The 16171-nt window shown below is 63.7% G+C and carries 16 protein-coding genes; 6 read left to right on the forward strand and 10 right to left on the reverse strand.

From position 1 onward, the window contains the following. Positions 1 to 113 precede the first annotated feature (113 nt). Together F7R90_RS03195 and F7R90_RS03200 are read right to left on the reverse strand one after the other, a co-directional pair. Positions 114 to 542 carry a universal stress protein gene (locus F7R90_RS03195; protein ID WP_158055840.1) on the reverse strand — a complete coding sequence of 143 codons (429 nt, stop codon included), beginning with the start codon at positions 540 to 542 and terminating at the stop codon, positions 114 to 116. Between the two features lie 132 nt (positions 543 to 674). Then, on the reverse strand, positions 675 to 2555 hold the full coding sequence (locus F7R90_RS03200) for an ATP-binding protein (RefSeq protein ID WP_158055841.1): 1881 nt from the start codon (positions 2553 to 2555) through the stop codon (positions 675 to 677). An 87-nt stretch (positions 2556 to 2642) separates the two neighbouring features. On the opposite strand from F7R90_RS03200, the gene F7R90_RS03205 reads away from it, so the two are divergent. Both F7R90_RS03205 and F7R90_RS03210 read left to right on the forward strand, forming a co-directional pair. After that, positions 2643 to 3416: an inositol monophosphatase family protein gene (locus F7R90_RS03205; protein ID WP_158055842.1), complete on the forward strand. Its 774-nt coding sequence runs from the start codon at positions 2643 to 2645 to the stop codon at positions 3414 to 3416. A 42-nt stretch (positions 3417 to 3458) separates the two neighbouring features. Continuing rightward, the gene (locus tag F7R90_RS03210; protein ID WP_158055843.1) at positions 3459 to 3809 is read left to right on the forward strand and encodes a DUF7113 family protein; all 351 of its coding nucleotides are present in this window, start codon (positions 3459 to 3461) and stop codon (positions 3807 to 3809) included. 9 nt (positions 3810 to 3818) lie between these two features. Here the strand turns inward: F7R90_RS03210 and F7R90_RS03215 are convergent, their stop codons facing one another. Beyond that, entirely contained in the window at positions 3819 to 5078 is a 1260-nt protein-coding gene (locus F7R90_RS03215; RefSeq protein ID WP_158055844.1) for a DNA double-strand break repair nuclease NurA, read from the reverse strand. 129 nt (positions 5079 to 5207) lie between these two features. Here F7R90_RS03215 and F7R90_RS03220 point away from each other — a divergent pair, with 129 nt between their 5' ends. Then, positions 5208 to 5414, forward strand: coding sequence for an eL43 family ribosomal protein (locus F7R90_RS03220; protein WP_158055845.1), 207 nt, complete (start codon positions 5208 to 5210; stop codon positions 5412 to 5414). Between the two features lie 12 nt (positions 5415 to 5426). Here the strand turns inward: F7R90_RS03220 and pyrF are convergent, their stop codons facing one another. After that, the gene (gene pyrF / locus F7R90_RS03225; protein WP_158055846.1) at positions 5427 to 6248 is read right to left on the reverse strand and encodes an orotidine-5'-phosphate decarboxylase; all 822 of its coding nucleotides are present in this window, start codon (positions 6246 to 6248) and stop codon (positions 5427 to 5429) included. Positions 6249 to 6328: 80 nt separating this feature from the next. Here pyrF and F7R90_RS03230 point away from each other — a divergent pair, with 80 nt between their 5' ends. After that, entirely contained in the window at positions 6329 to 6988 is a 660-nt protein-coding gene (locus tag F7R90_RS03230; protein ID WP_158055847.1) for an HAD family hydrolase, read from the forward strand. On the opposite strand, the gene F7R90_RS03235 is transcribed toward F7R90_RS03230, so the two are convergent. From F7R90_RS03235 to F7R90_RS03250, 4 genes are all read right to left on the reverse strand, one after another. Continuing rightward, the gene (locus F7R90_RS03235; RefSeq protein ID WP_158055848.1) at positions 6962 to 7357 is read right to left on the reverse strand and encodes a hypothetical protein; all 396 of its coding nucleotides are present in this window, start codon (positions 7355 to 7357) and stop codon (positions 6962 to 6964) included. The genes F7R90_RS03230 and F7R90_RS03235 overlap by 27 nt on opposite strands. A gap of 24 nt (positions 7358 to 7381) precedes the next feature. Continuing rightward, positions 7382 to 7834 carry a DUF2240 family protein gene (locus tag F7R90_RS03240; RefSeq protein WP_158055849.1) on the reverse strand — a complete coding sequence of 151 codons (453 nt, stop codon included), beginning with the start codon at positions 7832 to 7834 and terminating at the stop codon, positions 7382 to 7384. A 55-nt stretch (positions 7835 to 7889) separates the two neighbouring features. After that, entirely contained in the window at positions 7890 to 9239 is a 1350-nt protein-coding gene (locus F7R90_RS03245; RefSeq protein WP_158055850.1) for an FAD-dependent oxidoreductase, read from the reverse strand. A gap of 280 nt (positions 9240 to 9519) precedes the next feature. Then, positions 9520 to 10851 (reverse strand): KaiC domain-containing protein, encoded by a 1332-nt coding sequence (locus F7R90_RS03250; protein ID WP_158055851.1) that lies wholly within the window; start codon positions 10849 to 10851, stop codon positions 9520 to 9522. Between the two features lie 50 nt (positions 10852 to 10901). On the opposite strand from F7R90_RS03250, the gene F7R90_RS03255 reads away from it, so the two are divergent. Further along, on the forward strand, positions 10902 to 11747 hold the full coding sequence (locus tag F7R90_RS03255) for an NAD(+)/NADH kinase (RefSeq protein WP_158055852.1): 846 nt from the start codon (positions 10902 to 10904) through the stop codon (positions 11745 to 11747). Positions 11748 to 11828: 81 nt separating this feature from the next. Then, positions 11829 to 12764, forward strand: coding sequence for a GTP cyclohydrolase MptA (gene mptA / locus F7R90_RS03260; protein WP_158055853.1), 936 nt, complete (start codon positions 11829 to 11831; stop codon positions 12762 to 12764). Positions 12765 to 12787: 23 nt separating this feature from the next. On the opposite strand, the gene F7R90_RS03265 is transcribed toward mptA, so the two are convergent. Then, entirely contained in the window at positions 12788 to 14287 is a 1500-nt protein-coding gene (locus tag F7R90_RS03265) for an HTTM domain-containing protein (protein ID WP_192498383.1), read from the reverse strand. 43 nt (positions 14288 to 14330) lie between these two features. After that, a complete protein-coding gene (gene gpmI / locus F7R90_RS03270; RefSeq protein WP_158055854.1) occupies positions 14331 to 15848 on the reverse strand; it encodes a 2,3-bisphosphoglycerate-independent phosphoglycerate mutase in 1518 nt (505 codons plus the stop codon). Positions 15849 to 16171: the final 323 nt, after the last annotated feature.

Consider the following 16171-nt stretch of genomic DNA (forward strand, 5'->3'; position numbering starts at 1 on the left):
CGCGCCGCCTTCGTTCGCGGTAGAATAACTAGTTTTCCGCCACCACTACAGCACGGCGAACCGCACCGCAACCCCAACCGTACAGCGACCGCTACCGCCTCCGCAAACCACCGCTACCGCACGACAGTGACGGGGATTGGCGAGCGCCGGACCACCTTCTCGGCGACGCTACCGAGCAGGATTCGGGACATGCCCGACCGGCCGTGGCTTCCCATCACGATTTGGTCGAAGCCGTGTTCCTCGGCGTACTCCACGATTGTGCGAGACGGTTGGCCGACTTCCGTGGCCGTATCGAACTCGACGCCGTACTCGTCGGCCTCTGCTTGGGCGTCCTCGAACAGTGCTTCCGACTCGTCTTTGGCACCTTCGTACCACTCCTCGGAACCGCCGGGCATCCCGACAGACGTACTGTATCCCGCGTCGGACGGGTCGATGACGTGGAGCAGCGTGAGGTCGTCGTCCGCGAACTCCTCCAACGCGTAGTCGAGCGCGTCGTCAGATTGGGGCGACCCGTCGATAGGAACGAGGATCTGTTTGGTCATACGCGGAGGTAGCACACCAGCTCTTATAAGGATTCAGGGAAATTCGAGGTTGTTTCGAAGGGACGGCCCTGCTCGCGGGTCGTTTCCCCGCTCGATTTTGGAGGTTCTGTCCACTGCGTCCCGAGAACCTCCCTACTCCCGCCCGTGTTTCGTCACGCACTTCGGCAGGCCGACGACTTCGACCGGTTCTGAGTTGTCTGGCGAGTAGACGACCATCTGGCCCTTCTCCATGTAAGGCACCTTCCCCTCAAGTTCCGAGGGGATGTTGACGCTCTTGATGGCGTCCTCGTCGCCCAGATTCAGGACGACTGTCGTGTTCACCTGCTTGAAGACTGGGTCGGCGATGTCCTGTGGGTCCTGCGTGATGAGGAAGAGGCCGAGTCGCTCTTTGCGGCCCTGTTTGGCGGCCTCCGTAAACTTCGAGATGACCTTGCGCGCCTGCACGTTGTCGGCGTCCGTGAGGAAGTTGTGCGCCTCGTCCATCCCGACGACGAGCGGCGTCTCCTTGATGCGGTCGTACGTCGAATTGTTCGACAGTTTCTCGTCCACGAGCAGGGTGGCGAGCGCCAGCACGACCACTTCTGTCGCCCGCGAGTCGTTGATGTGGTACGTCGGCACGACAGTGAGTCCGCCCGCGCGAACGAACTGCTTGATTTGGTCGGTAATCGGCCGGGCGTCTTGGTCGAAGACGCCGCGTGGCATCGATAGCACGCGGCGCTTCACGGCGTCGAAGGTGGCTTCGTGGACGCGCCCGGACTCGTCTAACTCCTCGCGGAGCGCCGGGTCGTCGAGGAACGATTTGAACTGCTCGTACGTCCCCGAGTTTCCGCGTTGGTCGAAGAATCTGCGGAGAAGGAAGGTCAACGCGCCGTACTGGTTGTCGTTCAGACTCGACCCCGCGACGAGCCACGGCTTGCCCCGAACCATCGAAAACGAGATGGTGAACTCGACCTGCTGGGCGCGGTGGTGGTCCGCGCCGTAGGAGCTATCCCCGACTTTCGGGACGAACGCAATGGTGTCCTCGTGGCCCCCGTGGGCGACGCCTTCGCGCTCCCAGCGTCGCTCGTCGTCCGCCCCGACGTCCGGGTTGTCGTCGTGCATCTGGGCGTACTCGTCCTGCGGGTCGAACTGGACGACGGCGGCGCGTCGCTCCGCACCGCCTTCCATCTCGTAGCGCCGTTCCTCACCCAAGAACTGCCGGAGGATGTTCTTCGCGCCGTGGGTCTTCCCCGAGCCAGTGCCACCCGCCACGAGCGTGTGCCGGAAGACGAGCGGGTCGCCGTCGGTGTAGTCGTCTTTGAGTCGATAGTCGATAGTGGGCGGTTTGGCGGCGGTCTTGACCTTCTCGCCACCGACAGCGAGGTGGCCGAGGAACACGCCGTCGCTCGGCATCTTGAGTCCAGTTTTGATCTCTTCCTTGTCGTCGGCCGCGCGAACGACCGCCTTCGGTTTCGGCACCCGGTCGGTCATCCGACGCTTGAGTTCGCCGTCGTCCTCGTACAGCACGGCGACGGGTTCCAGCGTCGCCATGAACTTGTAGTCCCGTTCGTCGATGCCGTCGCTCCGCATCGCCTGTCGGGAGTGAATCTCGGTGGCGTCGTCGGTGTGGAATTCGGGGACGTACTCTAGCGCGGCGATTCGGCAGAACAGTTTCTCGCCGTCGGGGTAGGGCACGAGCAGGTACTTCCCGAGGCGGATGCCGTCGCGGTTGGCGACGGTGACGTACGCTTGGAGGTGCGCTTCTTCCGATTCCTCGCAGATTCGCAGGCCGTCGAGGGCGGTCAGGGTGCCGACGCCGCGGTCGGTGCCGACCGGTTCGGCGTCCATCGAGTCGAATCGGTCGTCGTCGGAGCTACTGGCACCCGACGCGCCGGTTTCGAAGTCACCGACTTCGTTCCTTTCGGTTGTTTCGGAGTCAGGGGATCCGGTCTCAGTGGCGGCCGTCTCAGACCCAGCAGAATCGTTCGGGTCGCCGTCCCCGCCGGAACCGGTGAAATCGCCGAGATCACTCATTGTTTTCGCCCATTGTGAGGGTCCTTTGTCAGTCTTCCTCCTCGCGTTCCGACACCTAAATGGCAAGTTGGCGAGAAGATTCGTCCGATGACCGACCTCGACCACGTCGAGAACGCCGCCGTGAAGGCGTGCCGAGATGGTGGTGCGTACCTTAGAGAGGCGTTTCGGGCAGACGACCGCGACGGCGAGTACACGGCACACGACGTGAAGGCCCGCGCGGACCGGGAGTCCGAGCGACGCATGCTCGACACCGTCCTGGACGCGTTTCCGGACCACCACGTCTACGCCGAGGAGTCGGGCGACCATCCGGGCGACAGTTCCTATCGGTGGATAATCGACCCGCTCGACGGGACGAACAACTTCACCGCTGGAATATCGTCGTTCGCAACCGCCGCGACCGTACTCGAAGACGACGACCCGATACTCGCAGTCACGTACGTTCCGATGCTCGACGACCTCTACGTCGCCCGGCGTGACGAGGGCGTTCGATACGATGGAGAACCGGTGGTCGCAGAGACCGGCCACTCAGTCGAGCAATCGACCGTCGGGTTCGTCATCGGACACGACGTGAAACGAGACGAGAACCGACTGGCTACGTCGAAAGCGATTCGAACCGAACTCGAATCACAGTGCAAACGCGTCGTCGAGAGTTGGTCTCCGTGCGTCCATTGGGGGCTTCTGTCGCGGGGACTCCTCGACGGAATGGTAACATTCTACCCAGACCCCGAAGAACAGCGAGCGGGCGAGTTGTTCGCTACGGAGGCCGACGTCGCCATCGAGTCGTGGGACGAGTGTTTCGTCGGGACGGCAGCGGAGTCATCGTGTCCGGTGCTTCTCGATGCAGTCGAATCGGCACTGTAGTCAGACACTCCCCTTTTACGCGCCCGCGTCGTACCTCGTGCTATGCTACTCATCCGTGGCGAAGCAGGGGGAACCGCGTTGACGGGGACGCTGTACGAGCGTGGGGAGCGCGCGCCACGATTCAAGGGCGCACCCGACGAGGACGCGCCGTACGTCTGGGTCTGCGACGAATTCTACGCGGTCGAGAGTGGCGGCACGGTCCAGAACGTGGACGGCGAGGAGGTCAACGTCGCCTTCGAGTCGCCGATGCCCCGCGGGTTCGACACCCGCGAACAGGCCGAGACGGCCGCCCGCGAACACATTCGCACGCAGTTCGCCCGCATCGGCATCGACGCCGACGACGTGGAGATAACCGTCGAGAAAGAGGAACTGGAAGCCGCCGAATCGCAGTAGGGGTTTCGGTCAGTAGCCGCGACCCCACCGAACCGTGTCGTAGTTCTCGTCCAGTTCGGTATCCAGCGAGTCTTCGAAGGCTTTGATGAGCGAGTCACCGCTCCCGCGGTCGATTGCAGCGAGACTGTCGGCCTTCGAGATGGAGAGCGGCGGCCCGCGCCGCGCCGCGACTTCCTTGCAGAGTTGGCGCTCGATTTTCCGCCGGGTTTCTTCGTCGTCGGTTACCGCGTAGGGGGCTTCGATTTTGAAAATGAGGTCCCGACGCGGGTCGTAGACGAAGCAGAACGTCACGCGATACTGCTCCGTTTCGAGTTCCAAATCCACGTAGTCCTCGCCCTCGTCCACGAAGAAGGTGTCCGCGCCAGCGCGCGAAACGAACCAGTTCGTCAGCGTGAGTTTGTCGGTCAGTCGGTCGTAGCCACCGTTGCCGTCGTCCTCGCGACGTTCGAGAACCTGGGAGAACAGTGCTGCGTCGTGGGCCCACGGCACCGGCCCGAAGTCGCCTTTCTGCTTGAGCGTGCGAACGACCGACTTCGTGGAGACGTTCTTGACGAATCCGGCCATCGGGACCTCCCGCTCGTGGAATCGCTCGACCAGTTCGACGTAGTTCTCCAAGATTCGGTTGACGTGGGGCGACTCCTCGAAGAGGTCCGCGAGCGCGGAACTCCGGTAGTTCCAGCGCAGGACGCCTTTCGGGTAAATCGGGCCGTCGAGCAAGAGGAAGTCAGACACCCTGTCGGCGTTCTCCAGTGCGTGGTGACTCTCCGCGAGGTAGAGCGCGAGGGCGTGAACCGCGTCCTCCTCGTACTGACTTCGTGGGAGGTCGGTGTGGACGATGCGGCGCTCGCTCCCTTCGTTGTACGGTTCCCATGGAGTCTGGAACTTCTCGCTGTTGTCGTTGGAGTGGACCGCCTTCACCACGGTCCGGCAGTCGTGCAGGCTGAGGTCAGACGGAGAGGCACTCATCGCGGCGTGGGCAACGTCCAGGACGAGGCCGTTCTTGAACACCTTCGGGTTGAGCGTCCCGGAGTCGAGACCGTGCGTGACCGAGAACTCGTCTTCCACGAGCGCGATGTCTTCGACGCCGACACAGCGTCGTCCCAACTCGTCTATCGGTTCGAGAACGGTTTCGTTGTCCGCGTTCCACAGCGGGTCCAGTCGCTCCCACGCCTCCTCGGCCAACTCCCGGTGGTCGCGGTCCTCGGCGTCGTAGTCGATGTGGTCTGCCAGTCCGGCGATGCCGTCGAAGTGGACCGGGTCGAGAGTCATTAGAAGTGGGGTTTTCTCGAATCGGGAAAAAGGGATGGGGTTCTGGAAGGGGTGCACGGGGACGACGGGTGAGAACGAACTCGTGTAGTCCACAGAGTAAAGCACGTCCGGCCCGTACTTTCTGTACCTATGAGCGTCACTGGTCTCTGCCAAATCTGTGAACAGCGAGAAGCAAAACACTCCTGTCCGAACTGTGGGACGCTCGCCTGCGAGCGACACTGGAACGAGGAGACAGACCTTTGCGAGCAGTGTGCGTCCACGATTCAGGGCGGCCAGCGCCCGCAGACGGACCAACCCACGCAACCGGACCTCGACGACGAGGACGTACTGCGCTGACGACGCGACTCGCTACCGATACCGGTTCAGTTGGCGCTTGAGTCGCCGAGCGGCCTGCCGGGCGGGGGCCGCGAAGGCGTCGTCGTCGCGGCTGTAACCACGGTTCGCACCGACACTCTCGCTGGCGTAGATGACTTCCCGACTCGCATCGACTAAGCCGACCCCGTCGGCCAGTGCGTATTCGGCCACTTCGGGGTCGTTGCGCGCGCCGCCGACCACGAGGAATGGGAGTTCGACTTGTTCGCGGAGTATTTCGACCGTCTCGCTGTCTCCTCCGACGAGCAGGCCCACGTCGGCCGCGGCGTCGTCCGCCCACTTCTCGACCATCTCCGCCACTCGCTCGGCCACAGTCTCTCCGGACGCGAGTTCGCGCCCCTGAATATTTCTCGCGCCCGAGTTCGGCGTCCGACAGGTGACGAAGACGCCTCGCTCCTCGCGGTCGAAGAACGGCGCGAGTGCGTCTTCGCCTAAGTAGGGGTTCACCGTCACCGCATCTGCGGAATCGAGTGCTTTCGCGTACTGTTCCGAGGTGTTACCGATGTCCGCCCGCTTGCCGTCAAGCACGACAGGAACGCCCTTGCCCTCGGCGTAGGCGACTGTCTCCGCGAGCGAAATCCACCCCGCAGAATCCTCGTAGCTCGCCAGATTCGCGGTGTAGGCCGCAACGTGGTCGTGGGTCGCGTCGATGATGCGGCGGTTGAACGCTCGTCTCGGATAGTCATAATCGGCGACGGCGTCGGGTAGACGACCGAGGTCGGGGGAGAGTCCGACCGAGAGAACGCTGTCGGCCGAGCGGATGCGCTCGCCCAACCGGTCGAAGAAGGTCGCGGTCATACCGGCAGTTCCCGACGAGGTGGCAAGGATGTTTTCTTTGCCGTCGGTTTCAAGGTCTCGCTCTGCGAAGATTGAGTCGAATGCCCGTCAGCGCAGTCGTCTTCGACTTCGACAACACGCTCGCCGTGCCGGACCGTCCCCGCGAGGAACTGCTCGCGGACGCCACCGAGACGGTCGGCGGCGTCCAAGGTCTCACGTTGGAGGCCTACCGCGATGCTCATCGGAGCACGCACACCGACGAGACGCGCGGGCCGCTGTTCGCCCAAGCACTTCCGGAGGACGACGACACCGACCCGGAGGAACTCGCCACGGCGTACAGAGAGACCATCGTAGACGCGCTCTTCGCCGTCGAGGGTGTCCCGAAACTCCTCACCGAACTCCGCGAAGAGTACCGAATCGGCCTACTGACCAACGGCCCACGACTCGCCCAGCGGAGCAAACTCGAAGTGTTCGATTGGGTCGAGCAGTTCCACGTGGCCGCAGTGACCGGCGAACTTCCGGCCGCGAAGCCAGACGAGCGCGCGTTCGGAGCGGTCCTCTCGGACCTCGGCGTCGCTCCGGAGCGAGCGGTCTACGTCGGCGACGACCCGGAGATGGACGTAGCCGGCGGGAACGCCGCAGGACTCAGAACGGTGCAGGTCCTCTTCGACGGGGGTCCGGACCCCGTTTCGAGCGCCGACGCGCACGTCCAGCGCGAGACGCTCCGTGCAGACCTACCGCGCGTCGTCGCCGACTTCTAAGGCGGCCACGAGAGCATCGACGGCGCGCTTGACTTCGCCGCCGTCTTCTACGAAGACCAGTGTTCTCGGTGGTTCGACTGCTTTCGGTCTGACGCGCAGGTCGCCCTCACTGGCAGTTTCGGCCGCCGCGTCGATTCCCTCGCGGAACTCGATGCGGACGCGCTCGTCGTGGACGAACACGTCTGCGAGAACGTCGTCGCTATCTACGTAGGTGATTCTGTACGCCAACTCTCCGTCCGCGCTCGGCTCCACGTCCGGGTCGGCGTCGGTGACGGCCAGCGCGGCGAGTCCGGAGTCCTCGCGGCCGTCCACCTCCGAGGAGAGCAGTTGCGCGATTCGCTTTCCGTCGGTGGTTCGATTCTCGACCATACCCCAAGTATGGAGGGAGGGGGATTAGCTCTGGTCTTTCAGTTCCTCGCGGGCCTCGGCGGCCTCCGCGCTCACGTCGATGTCGTCTCTGCGGGCGTAGACCACTGCGGCGGCCTCGATAGTGACGCCGAGTCGGTTCTGCAAGTCGTTGATTTCGGCGACTGCGGTCTGTTTCTCGGTGCCCGCAGAGACCACCTTGTCCAGCACCTTCTCGAAGGTCGATTGCTCCTGCAAGATGGTCTCGTCCGGGACGAACTCCTCGGGAATCTCTACTTCGCCGGGGTCGAACGTCGTCACCACGTCGCCGTCCTCGTGGTCCAGCAGGCCTTGGCCGCTCGCCACGTCGATGAGCCGTTCGGCTTGGTCGGGCGAGAACCAGTCGCGGTCCAGCGAGAGCGCGACGACGTACTCGCTCTTGGGCATCCGCTCTTTGCCCTTCTGCTGGAACGGGGCGGCCACCGCGCTTCGTAAACTCATCTGTCGAATGGCCTCGGTTGGACCGCCTAAATCTGGCGGTTCTCACTGGCTCCGTTCACCCCGCTGGCTTGAGCACGCGCCACGCGATGCCGGGCCGAAACAGCGAGGTTGGCGGTCGCTCCATCGTCATCACGCGGACGAACGCGTCGGAGAGTGCCCCGTCGGTGTGTGCCTTGTGGGTCAACCGAGAGAGATACCGACCGACGAGGTCAGTGCCACGAGGTTTGGGACCGGTCGTCTGCGGGAATCTGAAGTCACTGCCGACTGCCAACAACCACGCTTCGTCCACGACCGCTCCGGCGCGGTCGAAGAAGCGAAGCGCGAAGTTCTCGCTGCCGTCCTCGGCCAGCGTCTGATGGAGTACGAGGGCTTCGAGTGCGGCCACTGAGATGCCCTGCGCGTACACCGGATTGTAGCTAGCGATGGCGTCGCCGACGACGAGTAGGCCGTCTGGAAATCGGTCGAGACCCTCGTAGCGGTTCCGTCGATTCGACGGGAACGGGTAGTGTTCGATGTCTGCCGCGGCGAACGGGTGCCCGTCGAGTAGGCGTTTCACCTCGGGTGTCGGTAAGGTGCCCGCGAACTCCGAGAAGCCAGCAAAGTCCGTCGGCGGGTCGTCGCCGTGGATTCCATTCATGTTCACGACCCAGCGATTGCCTTCGACAGGCGCGACCATGCCGCCGCGGGTGATAGGTGGCGACGGCGGCACCAGAAACGTCCGTCGGTCGTCGGGTGGTCGCTCGATGTACGTGGTGCTGTAGGCGACGTCGATGTGAACCTCCTCGACTTCTGGCGGGGTGTAACCGTGGTTCGAGAGCCACTTCGGAGTCCGACTAGCCCGGCCGGTCGCATCGACCACTAACTCGGCGGGAAGTTCGGTCGCTGTCCCGTTCTCGCGGATTCGTACGCCTTCGACCGTCGTCCCAGCGTCGTCGAGCAGGTAGTCGGTGAACTGGCAGTCGTCGCGCGTCTCGACGGCGTCGAGTTTCGAGAGGTGTTCCCGTGTCACCTGTTCGATGAGGGGCCGAGTCGCAGAGGGTGTCTCCATTCGAACTGGCCCGTGAGCGAGAAATGCTCCGTCGGCGTAGAACTGCACGTCGCTCGCGAAGTCGGTGACGACCGCACCAGCCGAGACGAGGTCTTCGACGTAGCCCGGAAACAAGTCTGCCAACGTCGCTCGCCCGGCTTCGAGGAGCGCGTGTGGATGGTGGCTCTGTGGCACGCCACATCGCGCAATTGGCTCGTCGGGCAGTGAGTCTTTCTCGACAATTGTCACCGCCTCGAACCAGTCGGCGAGGACGCGGGCCGCGAGCAGTCCGGCCATGCTCGCGCCGACCACCACCGCGTGACCGCTCTGCTCAGAAGCCAAGTCGCTGTCGTACCGCGGAAGAGTTGTGAGGCTCACGTCGGACACGCTCCATGTCGCAGGGTTCGCCAAGTTACGAGTTATCTTTTACCACACTTGCGCCCGAGCAGACAGATGGCCGGGTCCACGCCAAAGCCGACCTTTCACCTGCGGTCGTCGTACCAGCGTGCAGTAGACGTACCAGCGTCCACAGACGCGGAGAGATCTGTGCGCGGTGCGCGCAGATTTCTCCGTGTCCCTTTTTTCATCGACGTTTTTTGGACGAGTGGTGCGCGAGGGCCTCTGGCCCTCAGCGCACCCGAGTCTAAAAAGGGTCGGTTCAGAAGATATTCGCCTGCCGGTAGACGCTGATGCCCTCGTTCGTAATCGAATAGGGCTTTATCTCCCGCGAGTGGTTCGCGTCCCGAATCTTCTGAATCTCGACGGCCAATCGGGTCTCCCGGAAGTCGTCGCTAGACCGGATGTACCGCAGGACGAACACCGCGTCCACGAGGTACTCGATGATGCCGTGACGGGAGGCGTATGGGTTGCCCTCGCTGGCTTCGCTGGTGAGCATCGTCGTCACGCCCGCTTCCTTCAGACTCTTCGTAAAGTCGTACACCTCGTTCCGGCGCACGGCTTGGTTGTCGTACATCATCTCCAACAGCGACACGGAGTCCAGCACGAGGCGAGTGGCACCGAAATCCTCCACGAGTCGCGGCAGGTCGTTGCGAATCGAGGTGAGACTGTTCGCCATCTCGATGGGGTCCAAGTCGATGATGGCGAGTTGGTCGTTCTCCTCGTACTCGTCGAACTCCCAGCCCTTCTCTGTCGCGGAGTTGAGGATGCGGTCGTGACTCTCTTCGAGCGTGATGTACACCGCGCTCTCGCCCCGTTCGAGTGCTTCGTGGAGAAACTGTAGTCCGAAGGTGGTCTTCCCCGTCCCCGCAGAGCCGATGGTAGTCATCAGCGTTCGCTCGGGAACGCCACCTTGAATCATACTGTCGAGGCCCTCGATGCCGACGTCGATACGCGGGATGGACGACTCGAACTCCTCGTCCTCGGCGAACTCCTCTTGGAATGGCGCACCGCCGTCACCGCCGCGGTCGCCGAAACCGCCACCCATACCGAACTCCGCGCCGCCGTCGCCGCCACCCATGCCGAAGTCGTCGCCCGAATCGCCGCCGAATCCGCCGCCGTCGGTGCCTCCGCCACCACCGAACCCGCCACCGCCGCCGGGGGCGTTCTCGAACGCGCTAGCGAAGTCGTCTTCGAAGAGGTCGTCGTCCTCGTCGGGACCCTCGTACGGGTCTGCGTCGGCGAACCCGCCCGCGGCGTCCTCCGAGTCGGACTGGTCAAGACCCGCGAACTCCTCGGCCGCCGCGTCGTGATCGAACCCTGCGTCCGGGTCGGGAGCGGGGTCCGAGTTGGTATTGGGACTCGCGTCGGCGTCTGCGAAGTCGGGCGACTCGTCTTCGTCGGCGTCGTCGCTCGTCACGTCTGCGTCCGCTGACGCGTCGTCTTGGTCCGCGACGTTCGCCGTCTCTTCGTCGTTCGCCGCCTCCTCGTCTTCGTTGAGCGCGCGCTCGAACCAATCGTCGTCGTCCGTCACGGGGGCCACCTCCTCGGCCGAGCGCAACTGGTCATGTGCAACGTCTCGAAGGGCCGCCATTTGAATGTTACTCGCTGGGTTTTTTGCCCAGCGGGCGAGAACGAGGAACGATGAGAGTCGGCATCGTCGCCCAGAAGGGGAACGCCAAGGCCGCCGAACTGGCCGCACAGATTCGGGAGACGCTCCCGGAGTCGGTCGAACTGCGTCTGGACACGGCGACCGCCGAGTCGCTGGCGAACGGCGCGGAACTCGACCCAGAAGTCGAAGGGATTCCGGTCGGCGAGATGCACACTTGCGACCTCGTCGTCTCTATCGGCGGCGACGGCACTTTCCTCTTCGCGGCCCGCGGCGCGGGCGCGACGCCGATACTCGGCGTGAATCTCGGCGAAGTCGGCTTCCTGAACGGCGTAAGGCCAGAAGACGCGGTCGAGACGGTCGAAGCGGTCGTCGATTACTTCGGAAACACGGGCGACATCCTCGCCCGCGAGGTTCCCCGACTGCGCGCCGCGGGCGACGGCGACTGGACGATGCCCCCGGCACTGAACGAAGTCGTCGTCCAAGGTGCCCAGCGCGGCCACGGCAACGGTATCGACTACGAAGTATTCGTGGACGGTCACTGCTACGCCGACGGGCACGCCGACGGCGTCCTCGTCTCGACGCCGACCGGGAGCACCGCCTACAATCTCAGCGAGGGCGGGCCACTGGTACACCCCGAAACCGACACGTTCGTCGTGACGGAGATGTGTGCGGCCGAGTCGATGCCGCCGCTGGTCGTCTCCGCAGACAGCACCGTCGAGATTCGGGCCGAGGGCGCGGACCACGGCTTCGTCAGCGCCGACAGCACCCGCGAGCGATTCGAGACGCCAGAGACCGTCACCGTCGAACCGACCGACGACCCCGCGCGTGTCGCAGAGCCGTCGAGCGACTTCTTCCAAGCGCTCGGAAAACTGGATTGACGAGCGACAGACCTCGACTGAGCGTCGCCGTCGTTGCCGAAACCGAAGGCACTAATCCTGCGGACTTGCTACGAACCGATAATGGATGGACAACTGCCGGACGTACAGGCTTCCGAACCCGACGTGACGGTGGGCCTGAATCGCGTCGGTGTGACCGGCGTGACGAAACTGGTCGAAATCGCACGACCTGAGAAGCGACCTATCGTGTTGACCGCGGAGTTCGACGTGCTAGTAGACCTCCCGAGTTGGCGCAAGGGCGCGGACATGAGCCGAAACATGGAGGTCGTAGACGAGACGCTGGAAGACGCAGTGTCGGAACCGACCTACCGCGTCGAGGACGTGTGTGGCGAGGTTGCCGAGCGACTGCTGGAGAAACACGAGTACACCTCTAAGGCGGAGGTCAGCATGGAAGCGGAGTACATGCTGAAAGACGAGACGCCCGAGAGCGAGCGCCCGACGCAGGCGACCGTAGACATCGTCGCAGGGGCGACGGCCACCGACGATGGCACCCGCGAGGAGTTGGGCGTGAAAGTTACGGGCATGACGGTCTGTCCCTGCTCGCAGGGCATGATGAGCCAGACGGCCCGCGACAAACTGGAAGAGTTAGGCGTCGGCGACGCCGAAGTCTCGGAATTCCTGCGGGAAGTTCCGCAGGCGGGCCACTCCCAGCGCGGCCACGCCACCCTTACCGTCGAGAGCAAGGGCGCGCCGGAAGTCGATTTGCGAGACCTCATCGAAGTCGCCCGCGACTCGATGAGCGCGCGCATCTACAACCTCGCCAAGCGCCCCGACGAGGACCACATGACCTTCGAGGCGCACGCGAACGCGAAGTTCGTCGAAGACTGCGTGCGCGACATGGCCGAGGGCGTCGTCACCGAGTTCCCGGACCTGCCGGACGACGCAGTCGTGACGATGAAACAGAGCAACGACGAGTCGATTCACCAACACAACGCCCACGCCGAGCGCGTCGCGGAGATGCTGACTTTGCGAGAGGAAGTCGCCGAGCAGGACGCCTAAGCGGGTTTTTATTCACTTCCCACTCAACACGACCAGTTTCCTAACTTCTCCTTGCGAATTGGTTCCGGCCCGTCCAGACGCGTCGGTTGTGCCATGAAGTACACCGTCACCGATTCGAGGTCGTCGTCGTGGTTGCTGTTCCAGCGCCGACAGAGATAGCCAGCGAAGCGGTCGTGCTGTTGGGAGTCGCGCCACCGGAGGTTCGTCAAGTACTTTCGCCAGCGGGCGTTGGGGTACTCCGCTGAGATGTCGTCAGGTTGGTCCCACGAAACGGGTTCGCGGTCGAAGGCATCGACTCGCTCGCCCGATTCGAGTTGGCCGGGGACGACGTACCAACCGTCGGTCCGGGGCGGACTGGGCGCGAACATGTCCCAGCGATGCTCGACTGGATTGACCACCGCGTCCTCGCCGCCGGGGGCGTCCACGTATCCGAGCGCAACCGAGTTCCAGAGAAGGAGTCCCACCAGCAAGCCGGTCGTGACGACCGACGCGAAACGCCCTTTCCACTGCCAGAGAGCGGGTGGAACGTTCGGCCCTCGTCCTCGCAGGTCGGGAAGCATCCCGTTGAGTCTGTCGCGGCCTGCCGCGAGTCGCCGCCGGAGACCATCCGGTGCGTGCGACTCCAGCGCGTCCCAGAAGACGGGCGGCATGAAGGGAAGGATGCTCGCAATCGAAATCAGTGGGAAGAGACCCAGTCGCATTGTGAGGAGCATGCCGAAGTGCATCCCGACGAACAGCGAGGCGTACGCTGCCCGTGCCCATCCCGTCAGCGCAATCAGGAGGAACGACGAGACGAGCAACCCGAGCCAGATGCGGTCGAACAGTTCGAGCAGTTGCGGATAGTTCGCCAGATAGTCGCCGAGGAACACCGTAAACTGGCCGAGGCTGAACACGTACCGAATTGCCTCGCCGTTCACCCAGAGGTCGCCGCGGAGTTTGACGACGGCGTTGGTCGCGTAGACCGCCAGCACCTGCAAGAGGAGGATTGCGGTCGCCGCGTTCGACACTCGCGCTCTGGGTTCGTCGTCACCGTCCTCGACCGCTCGGAGCGCGTCCACCGACCATCGCTCGCCGAGCGGCAGGAGGATACTCCAGAAGAGGAGTCGCCGGAGGAGGAGGTCGCCACCGTTCAGCACGAGCGGATTGCGAGCGTGGAGCGAGACGAGCAGGAGCGCCGAGACGAGTGTGGCGAGTCTCGTCCGGTAGCCGACTGTCAGCGCGGCCGCGACGAGGCCCGCGAGAACGAAGAGGAGCGCCTGTACCCACGCCTCGCCCGAAATTGCGTGAACCGAGAGGTTCTGCAAGTGTTGGCTGAGCGCGGTTCGCGGCAGGACCCCGAAGTCGGTGTAGTGGGCGCGCAGGTCCCGCGAACGGAGGAGCAGGTCGATAATCAGGAGGAGTCCGAGCGCGATTCGGTAGGCGGCGAGCGCGCGCGTGTCGATGCCGAATCGACGAGCGAGCGCGCTTCGGAGGCGCTCGCTCGCGGTGGGCGTGTCGCTACTGTCGCTCGAACTCCTCGTCACGGCTACATTCTCGACAGAATACGAGTATAGGTCTTGTGGAACGTTACTCCAGCAGATTCTGGCCGGTCATCGCCGTTGGCTGGTCGATACCCATCACGGCCAGAATGCTCGGTGCGAGGTCACAGAGTGACCCGCCGCTCCGGACGTGCTTGCCTCCGCTGTCGCCCTTCGGCGAGAGGTAGACCAGCGGAACCGGGTTGTAGGTGTGAGCAGTGTGTGGATTCTCTGGAGTTCCCATGTCGTCGGCGTTGCCGTGGTCGGCGGTGACGAACACGTGCGCGCCGTGTGCCGAGAGGACTTCCACGAGTCGCCCGAGTTGTTCGTCTACGGCTTCGACTGCCTCGACGGCGGCGTCGAAATCGCCGGTGTGGCCCACCATGTCCGGGTTCGCGTAGTTCAGCACGAGCAGGTCCGGGTCGTTGGACTCGACGACAGAGATGGCGGTGTCCGTGACTTCTGCGGCGCTCATCTCTGGTTGCTGGTCGTACGTCGGCACGTCCGGACTCTCGATTATCTCTCGGCGCTCGCCGTCGAACTCGACCTCGCGGCCGCCGTTCAAGAAGTACGTGACGTGGGCGTACTTCTCCGATTCGGCGAGTCTGAGCTGTCTGAGGCCTGCCTCTGAGACTACTTCTCCTAAGGTGTCTTCCGGTTGGTGTGGTGGAAAGGCGACTGGGAGGTCGAACTCTTGGTCGTACTCGGTCATCGTGGTGAGTTCGATTTCGGGTGGATTCGTGTCGAACTCCCAGACGGGGTCGATGTCGACCAGCATCCTGGTCAACTGGCGCGCGCGGTCCGACCGGAAGTTGAAGAAGACGACGGAGTCACCATCTTCCAGAGTGGGGCCACCAGAGACGAGGGTCGGCTCTACGAACTCGTCCGTGTCGCCCCGCTCGTAGGACGATTGGACGGCTTCGACTGCCGAGTCGGCTTCCCACTCTGCTTGGCGGTTCACGATGGCGTCGTAGGCGCGCTTCGTCCGCTCCCAGTTCTGGTCGCGGTCCATCGCGTAGTAGCGGCCCGAGACGGTCGCCACGTCGCCGGTTCCCTGCTCGTCGATGACGGCTTGAAGGTCCGCGAGGAAGTCCGCGCCGCTCTCCGGCGGGGTATCCCGGCCGTCGGTGAAGGCGTGGGTGACGGCTTCGATTCCTTGCTTGGCCGCGAGTTCGATGAGTGCATACAGGTGTCGCTGGTCGGAGTGGACGCCGCCTTCGCTCACGAGACCCATGAAGTGGACCTTGCCGTCGTTTTCGTCCGCGTAGTCGAACGCCGACGCGATGGCCTCGTTGTCGCCGAGTTCGCCCGCTTCGATGGCGTCCTCGATTCGAGTGTACTCTTGTTTGACGACTCTGCCCGCGCCGATGTTGAGGTGGCCGACTTCGCTGTTGCCCATCTGTCCCTCTGGCAGACCGACTCGGCGGCCAGTCACATCTAGGGTGCCGTACGCACCCACTTCGGCGAGCCGGTCGAAGTTCGGCGTCTCGGCCGCTTCGATTGCGTTCCGCCGGCCGTCTTCGCTTCCTAGCCCCCAACCGTCGAGCACGATGAGCGCCGCTTTCATGGATGGGATGTGGAGCGGGCGTGATAACTACTCTTTGGCTTGTAGGTCAGGGGAGCCAGGAAACAGCGTAGCGGTGACGGAGCATACAACAGGAGACGCCAGGCTGAACAAACACAGGGTGGACTGAAAGGGGTCGTCCGCTCGCGTTTATGTAGTCGTCTCAGTGACCCCTATCCGAGTCGGGCCGTGCGGAGAGACTCGGATATGTCACTGAGCGACCCGCGAGCGGACGAGGGCTTTCGAAGAAGAAGTATCCGTTGTTTCGATTGCATCGGAGCAACGACGAATGCAGTGAAGTTTGCTGTTTCCAATACGTTCCGTAG

The sequence above is a fragment of the Halorussus halophilus genome (genome assembly GCF_008831545.1).
In the GTDB taxonomy this organism is placed as follows: domain Archaea; phylum Halobacteriota; class Halobacteria; order Halobacteriales; family Haladaptataceae; genus Halorussus; species Halorussus halophilus.